This is a genomic window from Neobacillus drentensis NBRC 102427 (assembly GCF_001591445.1).
Taxonomy (GTDB): Bacteria; Bacillota; Bacilli; order Bacillales; family Cytobacillaceae; genus Neobacillus; species Neobacillus drentensis.
On the sequence record NZ_BCUX01000052.1, the window covers coordinates 1 to 21,448 of the forward strand.

Annotated in this window: 18 protein-coding genes; all 18 read right to left on the reverse strand. The window is 45.0% G+C overall.

All coding sequences use genetic code 11. The features are described from left to right. Nucleotides 1-352: 352 nt before the first annotated feature. Nucleotides 353-3,169 (reverse strand): Ig-like domain-containing protein, encoded by a 2,817-nt coding sequence (locus tag BDR01S_RS19790; protein WP_066248570.1) that lies wholly within the window; start codon nt 3,167-3,169, stop codon nt 353-355. Nucleotides 3,170-3,352: 183 nt separating this feature from the next. Next, nucleotides 3,353-5,338, reverse strand: coding sequence for a penicillin-binding transpeptidase domain-containing protein (locus BDR01S_RS19795; RefSeq protein ID WP_066248573.1), 1,986 nt, complete (start codon nt 5,336-5,338; stop codon nt 3,353-3,355). A 107-nt stretch (nt 5,339-5,445) separates the two neighbouring features. After that, a complete protein-coding gene (gene spoIIQ / locus BDR01S_RS19800) occupies nt 5,446-6,270 on the reverse strand; it encodes a stage II sporulation protein SpoIIQ (protein WP_066248575.1) in 825 nt (274 codons plus the stop codon). 214 nt (nt 6,271-6,484) lie between these two features. Further along, nucleotides 6,485-7,522, reverse strand: a complete 1,038-nt coding sequence (spoIID, locus tag BDR01S_RS19805) for a stage II sporulation protein D (protein ID WP_066248578.1) — start codon at nt 7,520-7,522, stop codon at nt 6,485-6,487. Nucleotides 7,523-7,768: 246 nt separating this feature from the next. Next, on the reverse strand, nt 7,769-9,079 hold the full coding sequence (gene murA, locus BDR01S_RS19810; RefSeq protein ID WP_066248581.1) for a UDP-N-acetylglucosamine 1-carboxyvinyltransferase: 1,311 nt from the start codon (nt 9,077-9,079) through the stop codon (nt 7,769-7,771). Between the two features lie 32 nt (nt 9,080-9,111). Then, complete coding sequence (locus tag BDR01S_RS19815; RefSeq protein ID WP_066248583.1) at nt 9,112-9,891, reverse strand: YwmB family TATA-box binding protein; 780 nt, start codon at nt 9,889-9,891, stop codon at nt 9,112-9,114. A gap of 169 nt (nt 9,892-10,060) precedes the next feature. Beyond that, nucleotides 10,061-10,318 carry a DUF1146 family protein gene (locus tag BDR01S_RS19820; RefSeq protein ID WP_066248587.1) on the reverse strand — a complete coding sequence of 86 codons (258 nt, stop codon included), beginning with the start codon at nt 10,316-10,318 and terminating at the stop codon, nt 10,061-10,063. Nucleotides 10,319-10,574: 256 nt separating this feature from the next. Further along, complete coding sequence (nuoN, locus tag BDR01S_RS19825) at nt 10,575-12,086, reverse strand: NADH-quinone oxidoreductase subunit NuoN (protein WP_066248589.1); 1,512 nt, start codon at nt 12,084-12,086, stop codon at nt 10,575-10,577. A gap of 6 nt (nt 12,087-12,092) precedes the next feature. Beyond that, nucleotides 12,093-13,604 carry an NADH-quinone oxidoreductase subunit M gene (locus BDR01S_RS19830; protein WP_066248591.1) on the reverse strand — a complete coding sequence of 504 codons (1,512 nt, stop codon included), beginning with the start codon at nt 13,602-13,604 and terminating at the stop codon, nt 12,093-12,095. Next, on the reverse strand, nt 13,601-15,472 hold the full coding sequence (gene nuoL / locus BDR01S_RS19835; protein ID WP_066248594.1) for an NADH-quinone oxidoreductase subunit L: 1,872 nt from the start codon (nt 15,470-15,472) through the stop codon (nt 13,601-13,603). Before nuoL ends, BDR01S_RS19830 begins: the two co-directional genes overlap by 4 nt. Nucleotides 15,473-15,551: 79 nt before the next feature. Next, complete coding sequence (gene nuoK, locus BDR01S_RS19840) at nt 15,552-15,866, reverse strand: NADH-quinone oxidoreductase subunit NuoK (protein WP_066248597.1); 315 nt, start codon at nt 15,864-15,866, stop codon at nt 15,552-15,554. After that, entirely contained in the window at nt 15,863-16,381 is a 519-nt protein-coding gene (locus tag BDR01S_RS19845) for an NADH-quinone oxidoreductase subunit J (RefSeq protein ID WP_066248600.1), read from the reverse strand. The genes nuoK and BDR01S_RS19845 overlap by 4 nt, the downstream gene beginning before the upstream one ends. Beyond that, complete coding sequence (gene nuoI / locus BDR01S_RS19850) at nt 16,378-16,797, reverse strand: NADH-quinone oxidoreductase subunit NuoI (protein WP_066248603.1); 420 nt, start codon at nt 16,795-16,797, stop codon at nt 16,378-16,380. The genes BDR01S_RS19845 and nuoI overlap by 4 nt, the downstream gene beginning before the upstream one ends. A 121-nt stretch (nt 16,798-16,918) precedes the next feature. Then, nucleotides 16,919-17,923 carry an NADH-quinone oxidoreductase subunit NuoH gene (nuoH, locus tag BDR01S_RS19855; protein WP_066248606.1) on the reverse strand — a complete coding sequence of 335 codons (1,005 nt, stop codon included), beginning with the start codon at nt 17,921-17,923 and terminating at the stop codon, nt 16,919-16,921. Beyond that, a complete protein-coding gene (locus BDR01S_RS19860) occupies nt 17,923-19,023 on the reverse strand; it encodes an NADH-quinone oxidoreductase subunit D (RefSeq protein WP_066248610.1) in 1,101 nt (366 codons plus the stop codon). The genes nuoH and BDR01S_RS19860 overlap by 1 nt, the downstream gene beginning before the upstream one ends. Nucleotides 19,024-19,026: 3 nt before the next feature. Next, nucleotides 19,027-20,097: an NADH-quinone oxidoreductase subunit C gene (locus BDR01S_RS19865; protein ID WP_066248613.1), complete on the reverse strand. Its 1,071-nt coding sequence runs from the start codon at nt 20,095-20,097 to the stop codon at nt 19,027-19,029. A 2-nt stretch (nt 20,098-20,099) separates the two neighbouring features. After that, complete coding sequence (locus BDR01S_RS19870) at nt 20,100-20,612, reverse strand: NuoB/complex I 20 kDa subunit family protein (RefSeq protein WP_066248616.1); 513 nt, start codon at nt 20,610-20,612, stop codon at nt 20,100-20,102. Next, a complete protein-coding gene (locus tag BDR01S_RS19875) occupies nt 20,603-20,977 on the reverse strand; it encodes an NADH-quinone oxidoreductase subunit A (protein WP_066248618.1) in 375 nt (124 codons plus the stop codon). The genes BDR01S_RS19870 and BDR01S_RS19875 overlap by 10 nt, the downstream gene beginning before the upstream one ends. Nucleotides 20,978-21,448 lie beyond the last annotated feature (471 nt).

Below are 21,448 nucleotides of genomic sequence, written 5' to 3' on the forward strand. Positions count from 1 at the left end.
CTTAACCGGAAAACCTCCGCTTATTTACCCCGAAACGAGCTCCATTTTGAATTTAACCGGAAAATCTCCGCTTATTTTAAATATCACTAGTTACTCTAAGCATTTTTGTAAGATAAATTATATATCAAATGGAGGGTAAAATTGTGGGGTACAATAGCCATTGTACCCTAAAATTTGAGGTGCATTTCCCTATACAAATTTTTATGTAATTTCCACCCAAATGGCTTTACACCAATAAAAAATGAGTGTCAACTTCATTTGCAAATTGGCACTCATTTTAACTTTCATTTTTAAGGGTTGTGGTAGGAAACGGAACCCATTACATCCGCCCCTTTCCCCTTTAAAACCATAATTAATAAACTTTTACCTTTTTGGCGGCACTGATTAATCCTTTCGCATCCGTTGCCGTAACAGCTAAGGTAACACCACGTTTTTGCTTCGGGATGCTTACTTTAAAGCTCCCATAACTATTGGCCTTTGCTGAGTAGATTCTTGAACCGATCTTTATTTTCACGACGGCCCGTTTTTCTGTTTTCCCAGTAACGGCGGTGGCGGTATACTTGACCGCATTTACCACTGGTAAATTGGGCGCTACTCGTGTAACTGTGAGTGATTTTGGGAAACTTACTTTCCCGGCTCCATCCTTGGCTGTAACCTTTATGGCTGTGCTGCTATTTTGAATGGGAATCGTCACTTTGAAATTCCCGCTCCGATCCGCTTTTCCACTATAGTTCTTACTTCCAATTTGGACGGTAATTGCGGCGTACTTTTCAGACTTGCCTGTTACCAGCGTAGATTTGTTATTGATGGTACTTACCACCGGAATGTTAGGTGCAATTCTCGCCACCGCCACTGTCCTTGGTACGCTCGTTCCAGCTGCATCCTTTGCGGTCACACTTAAGACTGTACCGCTGTTTTGGGCAGGAATCCCGACCGTAAACTTTCCATTGGCATCTGCCTTGGCGGTATAGGAAGACGCCCCTGCTTTGACCGTAACCACGGCCAATCCTTCCGTCATACCCGTCACCGTCGTTGTTTTATTTGTGACCGAATTCACCACCGGGCTATTGGGTGGAATTTTCGCTACCACATACGCTTGTGAAGTTTGATTATACGCAGCATCCACTGCAGTCACGTAGAATATTGTCCCGGCAGCGGGTGCAGTGATCGGCGTCGTAAACTTCCCATCCGCATCTGCAATGATGAAATAAGAATAACCAGGAAGCGCAATCGTCACCTCGGCCCCAGCCTCAGTTATACCTGTGATTTGCGTTGTTCTATTTGAAACGGTATTTATTTTAATCGTCGGCGGAGTTTTATCAATGACTGTTATAAAAACAGGCGGACTGACATTATTCGCAGCATCGCTCGCAATCACGCGAAGGCTGGTGCCTGACACCAGCTTGCCTATCGGAATCGAAAAATGACCTGTCGCTGGGTCGGCATCGCCCTCTGCAATCAAGACGTTCCCATTGAATATCGAAATATGAGCTCCCGATTCTGCCACACCAGTTACTTCTTCCGTCGTCACCATATTTGGCGTCGCCAACAAAAGTTTCAGCGATGGCGGGGTTACATCTTTTACAGTAAAGAAAATCGATTCACCTTTATTCTTGGAAGCATCTTCTATCCTAACTTCGATTTCCGTTCCTGCAGGCTGCCTCTCAAAAATAACCCAAAAATAATCTGAAGACACATAGCATGAACCGAGGATGGTTTGTCCTGCTATCACACTAATGAGCGCCCCTTTTTCAGCGTATCCACTAATGGAATCCATCTGGTCTGTGATTGAGTCTTGATTTAACTGCGGTGCGGCTGGCGCTGTTATGTCCGCCACTTTGACTGTCGCCGCCGGACTAATGTTCCCCGCACCATCCTTGGCAGTCACCAGAATCATCGTTCCTGCTGTCTGTTTTTCAATCGGGATGGAAAAATGGCCCTGTTCATCTGCCTGGACCTTTCCAAGGGAAACCGCAACTTTTGCCTCAACCGTCGACAATGGCTCCGCAATACCAGTCAATACTCGGGAATGTTCGGTCACCTCATTAACTTTCGGAGCCTCGGGCGCTGTTTCGTCCAACACCGTAACAACAGCACCGTTACTTACCCGGTTGTAGCTATCCGTCGCCTTGACCGTCAGCTCCACCCCGCTTGATTGCTGAGGAATTAGAATCCTGAAGCTTCCGTCAGTGTCAGATAATCCTTCGCCAATTTTCTCAGTTCCGCGGTAAACTTCCACCTGACTATCCCGGTCGGTGATCCCGCTCACTAATGGTTCGCGGTCACTAACCTTCCCAACAAACGGCTTCTCGAGCGCACCAATGGGGTGTCCGTTTTCAAACGGTTTATAAGCAACTGAACTAATGTCTAACTTCCCCCAGAAGTTACTATTATCGTTCCCGTCAATAATGCCGCCGTCAATGCGATTGGGATCCGTTACGCCCCAATAATTATCATTGGCATCAAAGAGCAAATGAGTATTAGATGAGACCTGAACTTTAACTTTTACATGCGGATATCCAAAGAAATTGTTCTGGTTCATGTGGATATTGGGGACACCGCCGTCTCCATAATTACTGCTTACAATCAAATCTTCATATGCGTCGATTGGATTTAAGAAGGTATTATTTTTTACAAAAATTTTCCCTGGTCCATTTTCAACCTGCAAGGAGGCTTTTTCACTAAAAAGGTTATTTTCAATAATGGAATCGAACATCGAGGAAGTGATAATAATTAATCCCTTTTTATATTCATTATGGCGGAGGATCATATTAGCTCCAGTAATAAGAAAGCCGCCGTTATATTGCTGATTCGTATACTCCATTTGAATCGAACTTCCTCTAGCGCCCGTTATATTAAAGTTTTTTAAACTGATCCGCTCATTTTCGTTCCCAACCGCCTTAAATTTCCCATAAACGGTCACAATAACAGCACTTCGAGCGATAATTTCTACCCCCGGCTCAATCGTAAGGGTGGCGTTGGAGTAGATTTCCATAGGACCTATTAACGTGTAGGGCGAGCCTTCTTTAGTTAGGACTCGATTTTCCTTAATTGGGCCGGAAATTGTACTGCCGCTAGTAGTAGTTTCCGCATGGTTCTTCATTGGGAATAAGGTTAATAGTAAAAGCGCTGAAAGAAAGATTTGCAAAAATTTTTTGTAAACTATCATTCGATTATGCTCCATTAATAGATTTATACTCTCATTATCTCGGCTGTCATCCCATTTTACAATATCTAATTTTCACTTTACTCATGGCTAAAAAAACAAAATTCAGCCGCAACTCCAACATAAAAAGGACCTCAAAACAAAGAAAAACACCCAGCCGCCAAGGTGTTTTCTCTAAATACCTTCTTACTTCACCAGCTCAAATACCTTCTTCACTTTTTTCACCGCTATTTGCGATCCGCCCCGGCCCTGGACATTTTCAACCATCATCGCTACCATCAAGCGCGGCGATTCTGTATTGTATCCGACGAACCAGCCATTTTCCGTACCTGTTTCTCCCTGCTTCTGTTTCATCTCCGCCGTTCCTGTTTTACCTGCGAGCGGATACCCCTTGATATCAGCCGCATGAGCTGTCCCGCTGGCATCGCCCACCACCTTACGTAAATCGGCCGCAATCACACCTGCGTGTTCAGCTGAGACCACTGCCTCTTTCAGGACCTGACCCTGCTGCTCCTCCGTCAACAGAATCGGCTTCACCATATTGCCATTATTCACAAACGGCGTATAAGCCGATAGCAAATGGACGATACTCATTTGGATTTGCCCCTGCCCGTACCCCGAATCAGCGAGCGCAATTTCCCGGTCAAGCGTGCCCATCGTGGATTTCTCGAGTGGGAACGGGAACGTCAGCTCTTCCTCAAAGCCAAACTTCTTCAGCCCGTCCCGGAACGCATCTTTCCCCGTCTTCAACGCAGCCTGGGCGAAATAAATATTATCACTAAATACAAATGCCTTTTCCAAATTAACCGGCTCAGTCCCCGCATGGACCCGCGTCACAAAGTAGCCGCCCCACGACTTATCCTTTTGCCACTTGTTCCCTAGGATCGGCACCGCCATATCCGGTGTAATCGCCCCGCTCGACAATGCCACCGCTGCCGTAATCGGCTTCATAACCGAACCCGGCGCATAGGTCATCCTAAAGCGCGTGGAGAGCGGCTGTTTCTTATTCTCCTGCAGTGCCTTCCATTCGGCCGCAGAAAAGCCTAGCATCGCTTGATTTGGGTCAAATGAAGGCGTGCTGACAAGCGCCAGCGTCTCACCTGTCACAGGATTAATCGCCGCTCCCGTGCCTGCTTCCTTGCCCAGCTCATCATAAATAGCTGCCTGAACATCCGCATCAATCGTCAACTTGACCGTTTTTCCGTCCTCCACTGGCTTTTCAGCGAGCAGTTCCGCCTCGCCGCTCTTCTTTTTAATCGTAATCTTCACGCCAGGCTTCCCCTTCAACTGCTCGTCATACACCTGCTCGAGCCCTCGTTTCCCAATCATATCACCGCTCGTGTAGCCCTTATCCTTTAGCTTCGCCAACTCATCCGCCGTAATCGGCCCCACATAACCAATCAGGTGCGCTGCCGCCTTCTCATATGGATAAATCCGTGCCTCCACCTTTCGTGTTTGCACCGGCTCGAGCGCAATCAACTGCGCAATCCGCTCCTCATCCTGCATCGCCACCCGCTTCAGCGGCACAAACAGCTCCGGCTTCACCCAACTTGCACCGAGCACCTTCTTTATCTGCTCAGGACTCATTTTTAACAGCGAGGCTAACGGCTCCAGAACTTGGTCCGTCACCTTCCCAGCCACCACGCCGACCTCATACACCTGGCCATTCACCGCCAGCCCAATCTCATTGCGGTCGATAATCTCTCCCCGTTTCGGCGCAATCGTCTCAATCCCAATCGTATCGCCTTTCTGCATTTTTGGAAAAATGAACCCAGTATTCCAGTTGACATACCAATTCTTCTTATTGGCACGTTCTTCCTTCTGCAACTTAGCTTCATAGGTAAAATGAATAGGTCCCGCAATGCTATTCATTTTTGCGTCAAAAGAATAGTGGGCTTGTTCCTTATCTGCCTGTTTATCCTCTTTCGGTTTTTTGAAGTCAATCTTCAGGTCAGTAATCTGTAAATCCTTGTAGATTTTATGATAGCGATTCGTAAATTCCTCTTTCGTGATTTTTTCCTTGGCATCCGTTGAAAGGTAATCATACATCTGCTCAAACTTCTGCTCATTCCATAAAGCTATGTATTTCGTCAATCGATCCTGCGGCGTCGCTTCCTTACTGCAGCCTGCAACTAGTAAAATAAGAAGCATAACCGCTGCTATTTTTCTCAATGGAACCCCTCCTTTTATTACCATTTTAGCACACCTGCTTGATCCATCTTTTTAATTTTTTGCAACAAAAAAAGAGGAAAGAATTCCCCTTCCCCTTTGTAACGTTTTTATGAATTTGCTTTTTCTGTAGAAGTAGATTCTTTGTCCACGTCAGGAGAGCTATCTGGATCTTCAATCATTTGCTCTTTTTCCTTCATTTGTGGAGTCTCTACGGATTCGCTTGCTTTGTCAGTCGAAAGTTTTGCTTCCTGTAACGTGCTTAACGATTTGTTAAAATAGTCACTAGGATTCACAGCAATTCCATCTTTGCGAATTTCAAAATGTACATGGGTTCCAGCTTTTTCATTGAACAAGCTTTGTCCAGCCGTGGCAAGAACTTGTCCCTGTTTTACTTCTTGGCCAACCTTGATCTTTATGTCTTTTACGGATTGATATTGTGTTACAATACCTTTGTCGTGTTCCACTTCAATGACATTCCCAAGGACTGCATCTTCATCAACTCGTGTGACCGTGCCGCTTAATGATGCAACGACATTAAATGACTCATCGTCTTTCATGGTAACGTCAATCCCAGTGTTAGGGTTGTAGGTATTATTGTAGAATACCAATGCCGCTTCCTGGTCTTCTGTTTTTCCATTGAAATCATAGAATTTCGTTTTCACGACAGCCGCATCTGCTTTTTCCACAGGCATTTTGAAGTCTTCAAATGTTTTGCTAACTTCAATCGCTGGCTCTTGGTTCTTTTTACCGGCAATATCGGTAGATTTGTAATCGTATTTGTCTGACGCGTTATTGCTAGTTTGATACCATAGAACTGCGGTCAAAATGATTGCTGCACTTGCAATATAAATGGCTGGAAATACCCAACGCTTTTTGAAAAAGCGTTTTACGCTGGAACCTTGAGAAGATCGTTTGTTTTCTTCCTCTCTCATTTTCATCACCTCAGCAATCATTCTGAACAGATAAGTAGAATTATATACACGGTGTGAAAAAATTTTTTTAAACTTATCTTTTAACAGTGTCGATATTTTTATGCATGAAGTTGGAAAAATTATTTTTCGAGTAATTTACTGTCGACACCAATTACCTCCGCCAAAACCAAACAAAAAAAAGCCAGGCATCCTCCCAGCCTGGCTCCCCTAACATTTACTTTCTTGCGGTAACTGTATCTAGCATTTGATCTGCCGACTTAATTTCTACGCCCTGATAGTAATGCTTCACAATCTCCTGATAATTCTTTCCTTCCAGAGCCATGCCGTTTGCCCCGTATTGACTCATTCCGACGCCATGGCCGAATCCTTTGGTGGTAATCACGATATTGTTCCCCTTACGCTTCCATGCAAAGTCAGAGGACCGCAGATTCAGTTTATCGCGGATATCCCGCCCGCTCAAAACCTTCCCATTAAAATCAACCTTGCCGACCCGCTTACCCTTCGTCCGATCGACAATTTTTCCAATCGTCGACCCTGAACCGAGCTTCACCCCAAGCCGTGCCTCAAATTGACTGACCGTCATGACCTTTTGACTATTAAACTTCGGAGAGTTTTTATCCCAGGGGCTTGAAACACTTCTCAAGTATGGAAATTTTCCTGACCAATAATCTTCCGAGTTTTCCGTATAACCATTACTTGTGGAGAAGAACAAGGCATCAATGGGCTCACCATCATAGGCCAAAATTTGTCCGGCTGTTGCGCGGACAGCCTTTAGAACCTTCTTCCTTTTCGTGTCGTAATCCATCCCCCATTCCCGTCTAAGTTCATCATCATTCATGTAAACTTGATGGATTTGGGTGTCCGTTACCTGGGCACCTTTAGGAACACCGAGTGTATCCTTACTTAATAGCCGCTTCACGATATAGGTTCTCGCTGTTAGTGCCTGGGCCTTCAGGGCTTCTTCCTTAAACTCTGCGGGCATCTCAGCTGCCACCACACCAACGAGGTAATCTTCTAATTGTACATTCTCAATTTGTGATTTTGAGGTGCGAAAAACGGATACTTCAACGGCAGGATCTGCGGAAGCCACCACCTCTTTCGCTTCTTTTCCAGGGGTCTTGGTTAAATCCTCCCCTAACTTTCCGCTCGCTCGGTGCTCTTCTGAAAAGGGTAATACCAGGACTGCGGGAATAATTAATGTTAAGGCAATGAGGACTGCTGCTAGTACGACGAAAGGTTTGATTTTTATCATGATAGTGCCTCCAGTTTGCAAATTCACATCCACACCTACTCCACGGCGGGATGCGTCTCAATTAATACATATGGAGACGGACAAGCATTTATTACGGATTTTTTTATTTAAAAATGGTGTCAGGCACCACACAAACACAAATCAAACACCAGTGTCCTCCCTACAAGGACACTATTAACGCAAAAAAGGCCCAATGATTCTACATCAGGGCCCGTTGTTTTGCGAATGCTCATTTTATTAGTAGTTCTATGCGTTCATATCTGATACGTAGTCTTGGACTTCTGTTAATGCTTCGTCTGCTTCGTTGATCCGTTCGATGTCGGCACCTAGGCTTGCTAGCTTGCCGTGGAAGTCTACGTAACCGCGGTCTAAGTGTTTCAACTCAGTCACGCGTGTCATGCCTTCAGAAACCAAACCAGTTAAAACTAATGCTGCTGCAGCACGAAGGTCTGTGGCAGACACTTCCGCACCTTGTAAGTTTGAAGAACCATTTAAAATAACAGAACGGCCTTCAATCTTGATGTCGGCATTCATGCGGCGGAATTCCTCAACATGCATAAAACGGTTTTCAAACACCGTTTCTGTAATCATCGAGGTGCCGTTTGCGCGAAGCAATAACGCCATCATTTGTGATTGCATATCGGTTGGGAAACCTGGATGCGGCATTGTTTTAATGTCGACAGCCTTCATTCGATCGGTTCCGATGACACGTACGCCATCTTCTTCCTCCTGAATCGTAATCCCCATTTCAACCATTTTTGCAATCAATGAAGATAAATGTTCAGGAACTGCGCCCTTTACCAACACATTTCCGCCCGTAATCGCAGCAGCCACCATAAAGGTACCCGCTTCGATGCGGTCAGGAATAATATTGTGTTCTGCGCCAAATAACACGTCCACCCCTTCAATACGAAGGGTCCCTGTGCCAGCGCCGCGAACCTTAGCGCCCATTTTGTTCAAGAAATTTGCAAGGTCAACGATTTCTGGTTCTTTTGCCACGTTCTCAATAATGGTGGTACCAACCGCAAGAGTTGCAGCCATCATAATATTTTCCGTAGCCCCAACACTTGGGAAATCCAAATAAATCTTTGCACCTTGTAAGCGGCCATCTACTTCTGCTTCAATAAATCCGTTTCCTACCTTAACCTTAGCACCCATGGCTTCAAAGCCTTTTAGATGCTGATCAATCGGGCGGGATCCAATCGCACAACCACCCGGCAGGGCCACACGTGCACGGCCATTGCGAGCAAGTAATGATCCCATGACAAGTACAGACGCGCGCATTTTACGAACGTATTCGAATGGCGCCTCATCCTTTAACACTCTGGATGCATCTACTACGACTGTATTGTTTTCAAATGACACTTCAGCGTTTAAGTTGCGTAAAACTTCATTAATTGTGTATACATCGGAGAGTGTAGGTACATCACGAATTACACTTTTTCCGTCACTTGCTAATAATGTTGCAGCGAGTACAGGCAAGACAGCATTTTTTGCGCCTTCTACTTTAACAGTTCCATCAAGCCTTTTTCCGCCGCGGACGATAATCTTTTCCAAGAGTATTCCCCTCCGCGTCCATTTTCTCTATATTAATATTCAATCGTAATGATTGGTGTGCCAACTACGATGGTAGTCTTACCGCCCAATCCTTCGGAGCGTATCCCAATTTGTAAATTCATGTTATCTCTTTGATTTTCTATCGAGCCTGTAAACAACGGCGAATTCGCCGAAACAGACATGAATGTCTCCTCTTTTAACGCTTCGATCTCTTTTGCCTTAAATACGGTCAGCAAATGTTTCGCTGTCTTAGGTAAAGCCTTATCCATCTTATCACCGACCGTACCTTTCATACAAGAGAAAATTGTTGGGTTTCCTCGAAATATGTCAGACAGCCTGGTTTTAAAATCTGAGGTAGTGAAAAAGGCCTCTGAAGACTTGTTCCACTCTTTACCACTGATACTATATACTATATACGCATTAACAGGTTGTTTTGTGTGGGTTGCCATCAATTGAAGCTTTTCACTGTGGTGTTTAGATGTTGGAGATATTGCTGTTACTTCCCATCTTTGACTGGTATTATTAACAGACCATTCCCAATCAGGAAACTTCGCTTGAAGCATTTTCGCATATTCCTTAACTTCTTTCTCACTCTTCATGCCATTCAAATGCTCTCTTGCATAAAAAGTCCATTCATCGAGCAAAATATTTTCGGCTTGTAAAATCGAGCCCATCTTCGTTAAGTCCATCTCGTTTTGAAAAATGGAACGGATTCCGCCACTATTCGCTTCAGTCGTTTGGTTCCCAATCACAACCAGGATTAAACTGATGATTGTTATCACGCTTAAAAGAATCTGACTATTTCTCTTCATCTCTACTCCCCCTCCTTACCATTGTTACCGGCTGGAGGAATCGCATACTTGGGAAATGTCGTCACTTTTTGACACGATTCAAACATTTTGGTCGTTCACATCAAAGTTATTTTTCCACACAAAGACGATTGTACTCAATTTTTCGTCAAATAGATACATGTACGAAGACCTAAATATTTACCAATTGTATTGTTTGCATGATCAAAGGCAGCTGCTGCGACCATTGGAGATAATCAAGGAAAAAGTTACTAACAGATGAACCCATGATAATGGCTAATAATATGTAGAGTAACCGCGCCTGAAAGACATGGCCTGATTTCAGCAATTTTTCCAAACGAATCGCCTGTAATGCCCACCAGGCTAACGCAATAAAAATTAAATGAGACAGGATACTTAACATGGCAATCTGCCCAAAATCATTTATCACTCGGTAACCTCCTTTTTTCACATAAGGATTATTCTATCATATATACGTCTGAAAAACGTATCGGTTTCTAAATTTTACTAATTTCATCCTAATTGTGTCTAATTTATGACAATTTAAAAATAACCCCTGCATGCGGCGCTCCGCCCCTTTTCCACACAAAAAAAGAAGAGGTTCCCCAACCTCCTCTTCTTCTGTATCAAACCCCTTTAATTTGACCGGCCGCTTTCCCCCAAGCAGCCTACATCCACGTTACTGACTAGCTGAAAAAGTCCGCTAGAACATCGAGGTTATTTTGCATAAAATCTAAAGCGATATTTGGCATGACTCCAAACAGTACTGAGCCAACTACCGCAACGATCAACACGACAATGATTCCGAATGGAAGATTGAACTTGCTGTCATCGCTTGCCGGACGGAAGAACATTTGCGTCATGACACCGAAATAATAGAAGTACGAAATGACTGTTGTCGCAATCATCACGGATGCGAGCACATAATGCGGCGTTCCATAAAACGCTCCGATAAAGATGTTTAATTTTCCGATGAAACCAGCGGTACCCGGGAAACCTGCCAACGAAACAAGCAATATTCCCATGACAACGGCTAACACCGGAGAACGGCGATACAATCCTGCGAAATCCGCAATCTTCGTTGAACCTGTCTTTTCCGACACCACCTGGATGACAGCAAAGGCACCAAGGTTCATTAACATGTATGCAAGCAGGTAGAACCAAATCGAATAAAACATATTCGAGCTAAGCGATGTGATCGCTACTAAAATATAACCAGCATGAGCGATACTTGAGTAAGCGAACATCCGCTTAATATTCGACTGGCGAAGCGCGACCACGTTTCCGATGATCATCGTTGCACCAGCGATAAAGGCGAGATAGTCTTGCATCTCCAGCAAAATCGGCTTACTTGGATCTCCGACCGATGCCGCTGAGCCAAATACCGTTAATAATATGCGGAGCACAATCACAAAGCCAGCTGTTTTTGAAACAACACTTAGAAAAGCAGTAACCGGTGTTGGCGCGCCCTGGTAAACATCAGGTGCCCACATGTGGAACGGCGCCGCAGCCAGTTTAAAGGATAACCCGACAAAAACAATCAAGAATGCCAAAGTTAACAAATAGGCTTGTTGGCCATCCGAAACCGATGACAACCGACCGGCAATTTCAATCAGGTTAGTTGAGCCGGTTAAACCATACACATAGCTCATCCCAAACAACGTAATCGCGGTTGAAATCCCGCCATTAATGACGTATTTCATCGCTGCTTCGTTCGACTCTAAATTGTATTTGCGGATACCCGCTAAAATATAAGAAGACACAGTTAACAATTCCAAACCAATAAACAGCGTAATCAAATCGCCGCTTGATGTCATAATCATTGCACCAAGCAAAGCCGATAAGAACAAATAATAGAACTCGCCGTGATATTCCTCCAAGCCATCCTTTGCCTTGTAGCTGACGGCTAAGAATAAGACCAGACCTGAACCGGCAAGAAGCAATAACTTAAAGGCCATCGCGAAACTATCGAGGCGGAATGAATTATCCAAAATCGACGTTACAGGTCCGCCGACCATGCCAAGCACTGAAACAATCGCGGCTAAAATCGCGGCAATTCCGATCCAGCCGAGAATTTTTCGATCAAGACTTTTTGGCATAAATAAATCTAAAAGTGTAAGAAGTGCAGACACACCAAGGATGATGAACTCCGGCGTCATTGCGCTCCAATTAAATTGCTGCAAGATACTAAGACTCATCCTTCATCACCCTCCTATCCCTAGCATGATGGTTTCAAGTGTAGCTTTTAAAGGTGCGCTGAGGACACTTGGGTAAACACCAATTAACACGATTAACAACATCAAAACAACTACTGGTACGAATTCCACGCCTTTCAAATCAAGGACACCGGTAAACTCACGATGCGACTTGCCATACGTGATACCTAACACCGCGCGCAATAAGTAAGCCGCTGTCATGATAATCCCGATTGTACCAACCGCAGCAATCCACGGCATTTCTTTGAACAGACCAAGGAACGCCATAAACTCACTCACAAATCCAGACATCCCCGGCAAGCCTAGCGATGCCATCCCTGCAGCAAGCAAGAAACCTGCAGCAATCGGCATACCCTTCGCCATTCCGCCCAGATTTTCGATGAGCGACGTATCGGTGCGTTCATAAAGGATGCCCACCAAGAAGAACAACAGCGCGGAAATCAATCCGTGTGAAATCACTTGGAAAATTGCCCCTTGAACCCCAGCCTCATTCATCGCCGCAAGTCCGATTAACACAATACCCATATGAGAAATGGATGAATAAGCTAAAACCATTTTAAAATCGGTTTGAATGAACGCTAGAAACGCCCCGTAGAGGAGGTTAATTACTCCAAGGACAGCAATTAGCGTCGCAAGAGTCTTAAATTGCTCGGGAAAAATACCCATTCCAAAACGGATTAATCCGTACGCACCAATCTTCAGGAGAATCCCGGAGTGGATCATAACAACGGATGGCGGCGCTTGGACGTGCACCTTCAACATCCAGCTGTGTAATGGAAAAATCGGTAATTTTACACCAAAGGCAATTAATAAAGCAATGAACAAGCCAAGCTTTAAGTCGCCGGAGAGCGGCGCACTTGGATCAGCCATGATTTGAACAAGTGTATCAATATTAGTTGTACCTGTTTTTGCAAACAGAATCATAATGACGATAAGTAGAACTGCAGACCCTAAGCCGTTATAAATTAAGAAGCTGTAGGCTGCTTTTTCTTTTTCAAAATAACCCCATTTTCCGATTAAGAAGAAGGTCGGAATGAGCGTGATTTCAAAGAAGATGAAGAACAAAATTAAGTTTTCGGCTGTAAACACGCCGAGCATACCAATTTCTAAGAGAAGAAAGAGCATGAAATAGCCTTTCCATTCCTTTTTCACAAACTTCGCCGCCGCAAGCGCGGACAGTGTCGCAACAACCGCTGTAAGGACGACCAGCAAGAGCTGAAAGCCGCCTAAGGCAAGCTCATAATTGACAGAGAAGAAGGGCTCGTCAACGCCGGCCATGCCGCGGAATTGAATCCATGGCACAGACACCGAAAAGTCAGCTAAATCCTTGCCAAATTGATAATGAAGATAGGCCGCCAGTGCCAGCAGCAAGGCCGGCAGCGTGGCTAAAAAGCCTACCACTTTAATCGCCTTTTCTGCCGATTTCGGCATAAGCGCCAAAACTGCGATACCTAGTAAAGGGGAGAATACTAGGATTGAAAGAACAGCTGTTAAATTCATCGTAAGTACCCCCCTGTTAATGCAAAGATGACAACCAGTACCGCAAGACCAATAAAGGCGACGGCACCGTACGTTTGAACCTGTCCGGATTGCAGCCTCGAGCCTGCTGCACCAAGACCTTGGACAATCCCGGTTACGCCCTTGACCAGTCCGCCAACAAGGAAGACATCAATGAAGCGTAAGAAGTAGCTGAATCCTTTTGTAAACGCGACGACGGTCATTTGATAGAACTCGTCAACGTAATATTTGTTCGTTAAAATCGTGTGCAGCGTATCACCCGTGCCGCTTAACCAGTTGCGCTTGAGTGAACGCTTGCTGTACATCAAGTACGCAAGGTAGATTCCCGCTAAGGAAACAACCGTTGCAGCAATCATGATCAAAGGTGAACCTTCTGCGTGGCCATGGTGCTCCAGCGCTTTGTTTCCATCGACGAGCCAGTCGCCAAGGAACGTACCAAACCATGGTGTATTCACATAACCAGCAACAATCGCCAGCACGCCGAGGAGAATCATCGGATACGTCATATTGGCTGGTGATTCGTGCACATGCTGTTGATTTCCGCGCGCTTCACCGGTAAATACCATGAAGAACAAACGGAACATATAGAATGCGGTCATAAATGCAGCCGCCAGTGCGAGCAAGAAAAGGATTGGATGTCCGCCTTCCCATGCTGCCACTAAAATTTCATCTTTTGAGAAGAATCCAGAAAGACCTGGGACACCGCTGATCGCAAGTGTTCCGATTAAGAATAATGGTCCAGTTAGTTTGAGCTTTTTCCAAAGGCCGCCCATTTCCTCGATGTTCTGTGTATGTACCGCATGGATGACAGAACCGGCTGCTAAGAATAGAAGCGCCTTGAAGAAAGCATGTGTCATCAGGTGGAACACTCCAGCAACATAGCCGGCAGACCCTAAAGCAAGCATCATATAGCCAAGCTGTGAGACCGTTGAATACGCGAGCACGCGTTTGATATCCGTTTGGACAAGACCAATGCTGGCCGCAAAAATGGCAGTAAACGCGCCAATCACGGCAATTGTTAGAAGTGCGGTTTTGCTCGCTGCAAACAATGGAAATAGTGCTGCAACCAAGTAAACCCCGGCAGCAACCATTGTCGCGGCGTGGATTAACGCCGAAACAGGCGTCGGACCTTCCATCGCATCCGGAAGCCACGTATGAAGCGGGAACTGACCCGACTTACCAACGGCCCCGATAAAGATGAGTATGGCGGTCAACGTAATCATAGTGCCTGACACCGCACCGGCATCCACGGCTGCGAAAATTTCGCTATATTCGAAGCTTTTGGTTTCCCAGAATAGCAGGATCATGCCGATAAATAAGCCTACGTCCCCGATACGGGTCATAATGAACGCTTTTTTCGCGGCAGCCTTCGCTTCGTCCTTGTAAAAATAAAAACCGATTAATAGGAAGGAACCGACACCGACAAGTTCCCAGAAAATATAGGTTTGCAGTAGGTTTGGTGAAATGACCAGACCAAGCATTGCAAACGTAAACAGTCCTAAATAGGCATAGAATACTGGAAACCGCTCGTCCCCTTGCATATAACCTTTGGAGTAGGTATGTACTAAGAAACTTACGAGCGATACGATAAACAGCATTAATGCATTTAATTGATTCACTTCAAAGCCCGCTGTTAGATGCATATCTCCTATCGTGAGCCAATCAAATTTCGTAATGAAGGTTGGCTCAGAAAAGCGCTCGAATAATACCAAAATCGAGTAGACAAGCGATGCCAGTGTGAGAAGAATCCCCACATAAGAACTCGCTTCTTTCAGTCGCTTCCCGAAAAGAAGAAGGATCAAAAACGATAATAGCGGGAAAAGCGGTATGAGCCATGCATTCTCCATCATTATCACTATCCCCTTAGACACGGGCGGTGACAGGCACCACCCGAGTTTTGTCGAAAGTTATTTTATAATAGTCTTTATGTTAGTTTTTCAATGTGTCCATTTCGTCGATATTGACGGTTTTTCTAGCACGGTAAAGTGAAATTAAGACGGCTAGACCAACGGCCGCTTCGGCTGCTGCAACGCTGATTGCGAACAGGGCGAAAATTTGGCCGGTAATCGACGGCGCCATTCCATATTTGCTGAAGGTTACGAGATTAATATTGACAGCATTCAGCATTAATTCAATCGAAATGAGGACAATAACCGTGTTTCTTTTGGTTAACGCACCGTATAAACCGATGCAAAACAAGATCAGTGCAAGTGCCAGGAAGGCTGAAGCGGGAACAGAACTCATTGGTCGTCCGCCTCCTTCTTCTCATTTTTCGCTAAGATAATTGAACCGACAAGGGCGACTAATAGTAAAACTGACGTTAACTCAAACGGTATGATGTATTTTGAGTAAAGTGCTTTACCAATTTGCATCGTGTTATTCTCATGCAAGGTGGTCGGAACCTGTTCGATATTGAAATTGTAAATGCCAAGGTAAACCGCAGCTGCAAAGCCGAGAACCCCCAAAAAGACGAGGATTTTCCGCCATTTGCCTGTTTTTGGTTCATGTTCATCATTATGCTTCGTTAACATGATCCCAAAGAGCATAATGATGGTAATCGCACCTGAATAGATTAAGATTTGCACGGCAGCCACAAATTCAGCTGACAGCAGAACGTAAAGTCCAGCGATGGCGACAAAGGTGAAGATCAGCGAAACGACCATATGAACCACCTTGGTAAGGTTTAAAAGAAGCACACCGCCGATAATGGCAACAAGTGCGATTCCCATAAAAGCGAGGAATTCGCCTGAAAAGGTCATGGTTTATTCACCTGCCGTATGTTTTCGTCGTTTTCATCTAACCATTCAAGGTTTTTAAATAACATGTCACGGCTGTATTCAGCGAGCTCGAAGTTATTCGTCATGATAATTGCTTCGGTCGGGCATACCTCTGTACATAGGTCACAAAGGATGCAGAGCTCGAAGTTGATATCATAGGTATCGATGATTTTTCCTTTTTTCGTTGGGTCCGGATGTTTCTTGCCCGTTAAATTAATACAATCGGTCGGACAGATGTTCATGCACTGATTACATACAATACATTTCTCCGGATAAAACTTCTGTATTCCGCGGAACCGGTCTGGCAGTGGAAGCGGCTTGTTCGGATAATCGTACGTAACCTTTTCCTTCGTCAAGTTTTTCAGGGTATATTTCAAGCCTTTTACTAATCCAAGCACGTTTTTCACCCCTTTTACGTTTTAAAGATGGTTTTTGGTGTCAGGCACCGTAAATTTTTTTTAGGCTGTTAAACTAGTCTGGTGATAAAATTCAGCATTGACCTTTAACACAGTTATTTTTTTAAAAAAATAACGATTTAATTAATGCTGTTAGGAATATGTTTGCTAAGGCGATTGGCAGGAGGACTTTCCAGCCAAATTCCATGAGCTTGTCGGCGCGGAAACGCGGTAGTGTTGCCCGCAGCCAGATGTAGACAAAGACGACGACGCTGAATTTCAGCGCGAACCAGACGGCGCCTGGGATAAAGTCCAGGAAGCTGATTGGTGCGAGCCATCCGCCAAGGAAAACAACGGTAATTAGGGCGGACATTGCGAATAAATACACATATTCAGCGAGCATAAAGAAGGCCCAGCGGAATCCGGAATATTCTACGTGGTATCCAGCGACTAGTTCGTTTTCCGATTCCGGTAGGTCGAATGGTGTCCGGTTTAATTCGGCGATCGATGCGATGAAGAAGACAACAAAGCCGATTGGCTGTAAGATGATGAACCAGCCGTGCTTCTGTGCTTCGACCATATCATTTAAATTTAAGCTTCCTGTTAATAGAATGACACCTAGCACCGACATGACTAACGGGATTTCGTAGGAAATCATCTGGGCTGATGCACGCATGCCTCCAAGGAGAGCGTACTTGTTATTCGAGGCCCAGCCGCCAAGCAGCATGCCGAAGGTGGTTAATCCGCTTACAGCGATGTAATAAAGTAATCCAACACCGATATCAGCGAACTGAAATTTGTCTGTGAACGGCATCGTTGCCAAGACCATAAAGGATGGCGCGAAGGCGATGACTGGTGCAATGATAAATAATGGCCTGTCAGCTGCTTTTGGAATGATGTCCTCTTTTAGTAACAGCTTGAGAACGTCAGCTACGGTTTGTAATAGTCCCCATTTACCGCCGACCTGGTTTGGACCATGGCGGAGCTGCATGTAGCCTAAGACTTTCCGTTCGGCTAAAATTCCGTAGGTAACGAAACCTAATACGATTAAAAGCAAGACAGCGCCGAGTAAAAAGAAAATTCCAAAGTTAGCCCAACCCGGACTTGACTGGAGCAATTCTTCTATCATTAGCCGTCAACCTCCCCAAGGACAATATCCACTGCCCCTAAAATAGCAATCATGTTTGCAATATTTTCACCCTTTAAAAGTTTCGGGAGAATTTGCAGGTTATAGAAGGATGGTCTTCTAAACTTTAAGCGGTACGGTTCTTTTTTGCCGTCGCTGTATATATAGCAGCCAATCTCTCCGCGTGGTGATTCAATCCGGACGAAGGCTTCTCCTTTAGGCGCCTTAATGATCTTTGGCACTTTTGCCATAATCGGGCCTTCACCTGGAAATTGTTCCACGGCTTGTTCTAGGATCTTTAATGATTCTTCAATTTCTTGCAGACGCAAATGGTAGCGGGCTAAGCAATCGCCGTCTTCTGACGTTGGCACATCAAAGTTAAAACGATTGTAAATCGAATACGGTTCATCCTTGCGAAGATCCCATTTCACGCCGGTACTGCGCAGATTGGGTCCGCTCAGTGAGTATTGGATCGCCTCTTCTTTTGTATACTTACCGACCCCTTTAACACGGTCAAGGAAGATTTCATTTCCGCTGACAAGCTGGTGATAGCCTATCAACTGGCCGCGCAGGTACGGAACAAAGCTGCCAACCTTTTCAATCCAGCCCTCAGGTGCATCCCACTTGACGCCGCCCACACGCATATAGTTGAAGGTCAAGCGTGCCCCTGATAATTCGTTAAGCATATTGATGATCATTTCGCGGTCACGGAAGGCATAAATGAACGGACTGGTTGCACCAAGGTCAAGGATATAAGTACCCCAGGCCACGAGATGACTGGCAATCCGGTTCAATTCCATCGCAATCACGCGTAAGAAATCTGCTCGTTCAGGAATTTCAATCCCCATCATTGTTTCAACGGCATGACAGAGGATATAGTTATTGGTCATTGAGGACAAGTAGTCCATCCGGTCGGTATATGGAATAATTTGTGTGTATTGCAGGTCTTCGGCTAATTTTTCTGTCCCACGGTGTAAGTATCCGATGACAGGCTTCGCTTCGGTGATGATTTCCCCATCAATTTTAACAACTAAGCGGAAAACTCCGTGCGTACTTGGATGCTGAGGACCGACGTTTAATATCATTTCTTCTGTTCTGATCATTGGTTACACCTCCACGTCGTACGGCTCGTAATCTTTTCGCAGTGGATGGCCAACCCAATCTTCGCCAAGCAAGATGCGCCGTAAGTCTGGATGTCCCGGAAACTTGATTCCAAGTAAATCATAGGCTTCACATTCTGGCCATTCTGCGCCTGCCCAAAGTGGCTGCAAGGACTCGATTGTTGGTTCGCTGCGGTCAATCTTCACTTTGAGGGCGACGGACTGACGGTTTTTATATGAGAACAAGTGAACATAAACTTCCATATGTGTTTCAAAGTCCGATCCATGAAGCTCTGATAAATAATCGAATCCTAATAGCTCATTGTATTTTAAAAATTGAGCTATCTTGTAATATGTATCACGCTTCGCCACAAGGGTTGGAACGTCCTTCGAGAGTTTATTAATATAAGAATCTTCTAGAACATCCGATCCCAGATGTTCGGAAATGACCTTCACATACTTATCGAGGAATGCCTGGTTTACGGATGGCTTCGCTTCAGCTGCTGGAGCTGCTGTTGCGTCAGCTTTCCCTCCCGCTGCGGCTGCTGCTTTTGCCTTCGCCGCTGCTACCGCTTTCGCTTTTGCTTTGGCGGCTGCAATTGCCTTGGCCTTTTCATCATCGCCGCCTATTGGTGCTGCGTCGGAATCTGAATCGGCGCTTGTTCCTGCTGCTTTGGCTTTCGCCGCTGCGGCTGCCTTGGCCTTCGCTACTGCCACTGCTTTCGCTTTGGCTGCTGCGGCCGCTTTCGCCTTCGCATCGTCTCCAGCTGGGGCATTGTCGCCTTCAGCTGTTTCAGCTGGAGGAGCCCCACCTGCTAGTTCCATCGCTTTTTTCTTCGCTGCTGCAGCTGCTTTGGCTTTTGCTACTGCCGCTGCCTTTTTCTTCGCGAGATCATCGCCGTCGTCTGATGCTGGTGTGGATGCTTCTGGCTCAGCTGACGCGGTTGGTGCTGCAGTATCTTCGGCTGGTGCTGAGCCGCCCGCGAGCTCCATTGCTTTACGTTTCGCCGCCGCTGCAGCCTTCGCCTTCGCTACAGCTTCTTTTTTTAACTGCTCAAGATCTTTTTCCCCACTCATCGTTAGATCACCTTCTTCCCAGTCTTCGCTTCATAGCGAATCTTTTCCTTTAATTTATTGATTCCATAAATTAAAGCGGCTGGGTTTGGAGGGCATCCAGGTATGTAGACATCGACAGGAACGATTTGATCGACTCCCTTAACGACGGAATAAGACTTTACATACGGCCCACCTGCTGTCGCACAAGAACCCATCGCAATGACCCATTTTGGCTCAGGCATTTGGTCATACAATCTTCGTAAAATTGGTGCCATCTTCTTCGTCACCGTTCCAGACACAATCATACAATCAGACTGACGTGGTGACGTACGGAAAAAGGAGCCCGAACGGTCCAAGTCATAATTCGCTCCGCCCACACCCATCATCTCAATCGCACAACAAGCCAGACCAAATGTCACCGGGTAGATCGAACTGCTTCGAGCCCAAGCTTTAATTTGCTCTAGCGTAGTCATAAATACACTTCGCTGTAACTCGGACATTTCTTGTTGTGAAATGCCATCTAGTTTTAATTCCATCGGAGCACCTTCTTTTTCCAAGCATACACTAGGCCAATTAGTAACATAATAACAAAAATCAACATCTCGATTAGTGCAAAAATACCCAGTTTATCATAGGCCACCGCCCAAGGATATAAAAACACAGTTTCTACATCAAAAATAACAAACATCAGGGCAAAAATATAATAGCGGACATTGAACTGTACACGGGAATCGTGAAATGGTTCAATACCGCTCTCATATGTGGTATACTTTGCATCACTCGGTTTATTCGGACGCAGAAGCTTACCTAAATATAACGCCACCACAGGCAGCAGCACCCCAAGACATAGAAACGCAAAAACAATCAGATAATTATTCTGATATACATTTAGAAGTTCCATGTCCATCCCCTCCAATGTTGTAAATTTTCATACTAATTAATATTGTAACCGAATTCATTATAGCATTGTTACAAACCCATGTCGACAAGCCAAATTCATAAAAATTTGAATATAACGCCACTAAAATTTCACATTTTAAGGCCCTTGAGAGCTCGCTTTCAAAGGAAACCTAAAATGTAAAATTTTAGCAACTTACAACGCTAGTTGAAGATGACGTGCTGAGACTTTGGATGCAGTTTGCTAGAACCAACTAACAACCTAAAAAGGTTCGACAACAACACCTATTAAACAACAAAATGTGAACACTGTCAGTGAGATTTGTCATTAAAAATTCACTGAATTTCTCTTTTTCAACCCAAACCATTTATTTTGCTAAAAAAGTAATTTACCGAACGAAGCCAAACACCCATCTCAGAAAATCTAAACATGTCTCACTACAATCCTATTCACCCCCAACCATTTCATGCAATA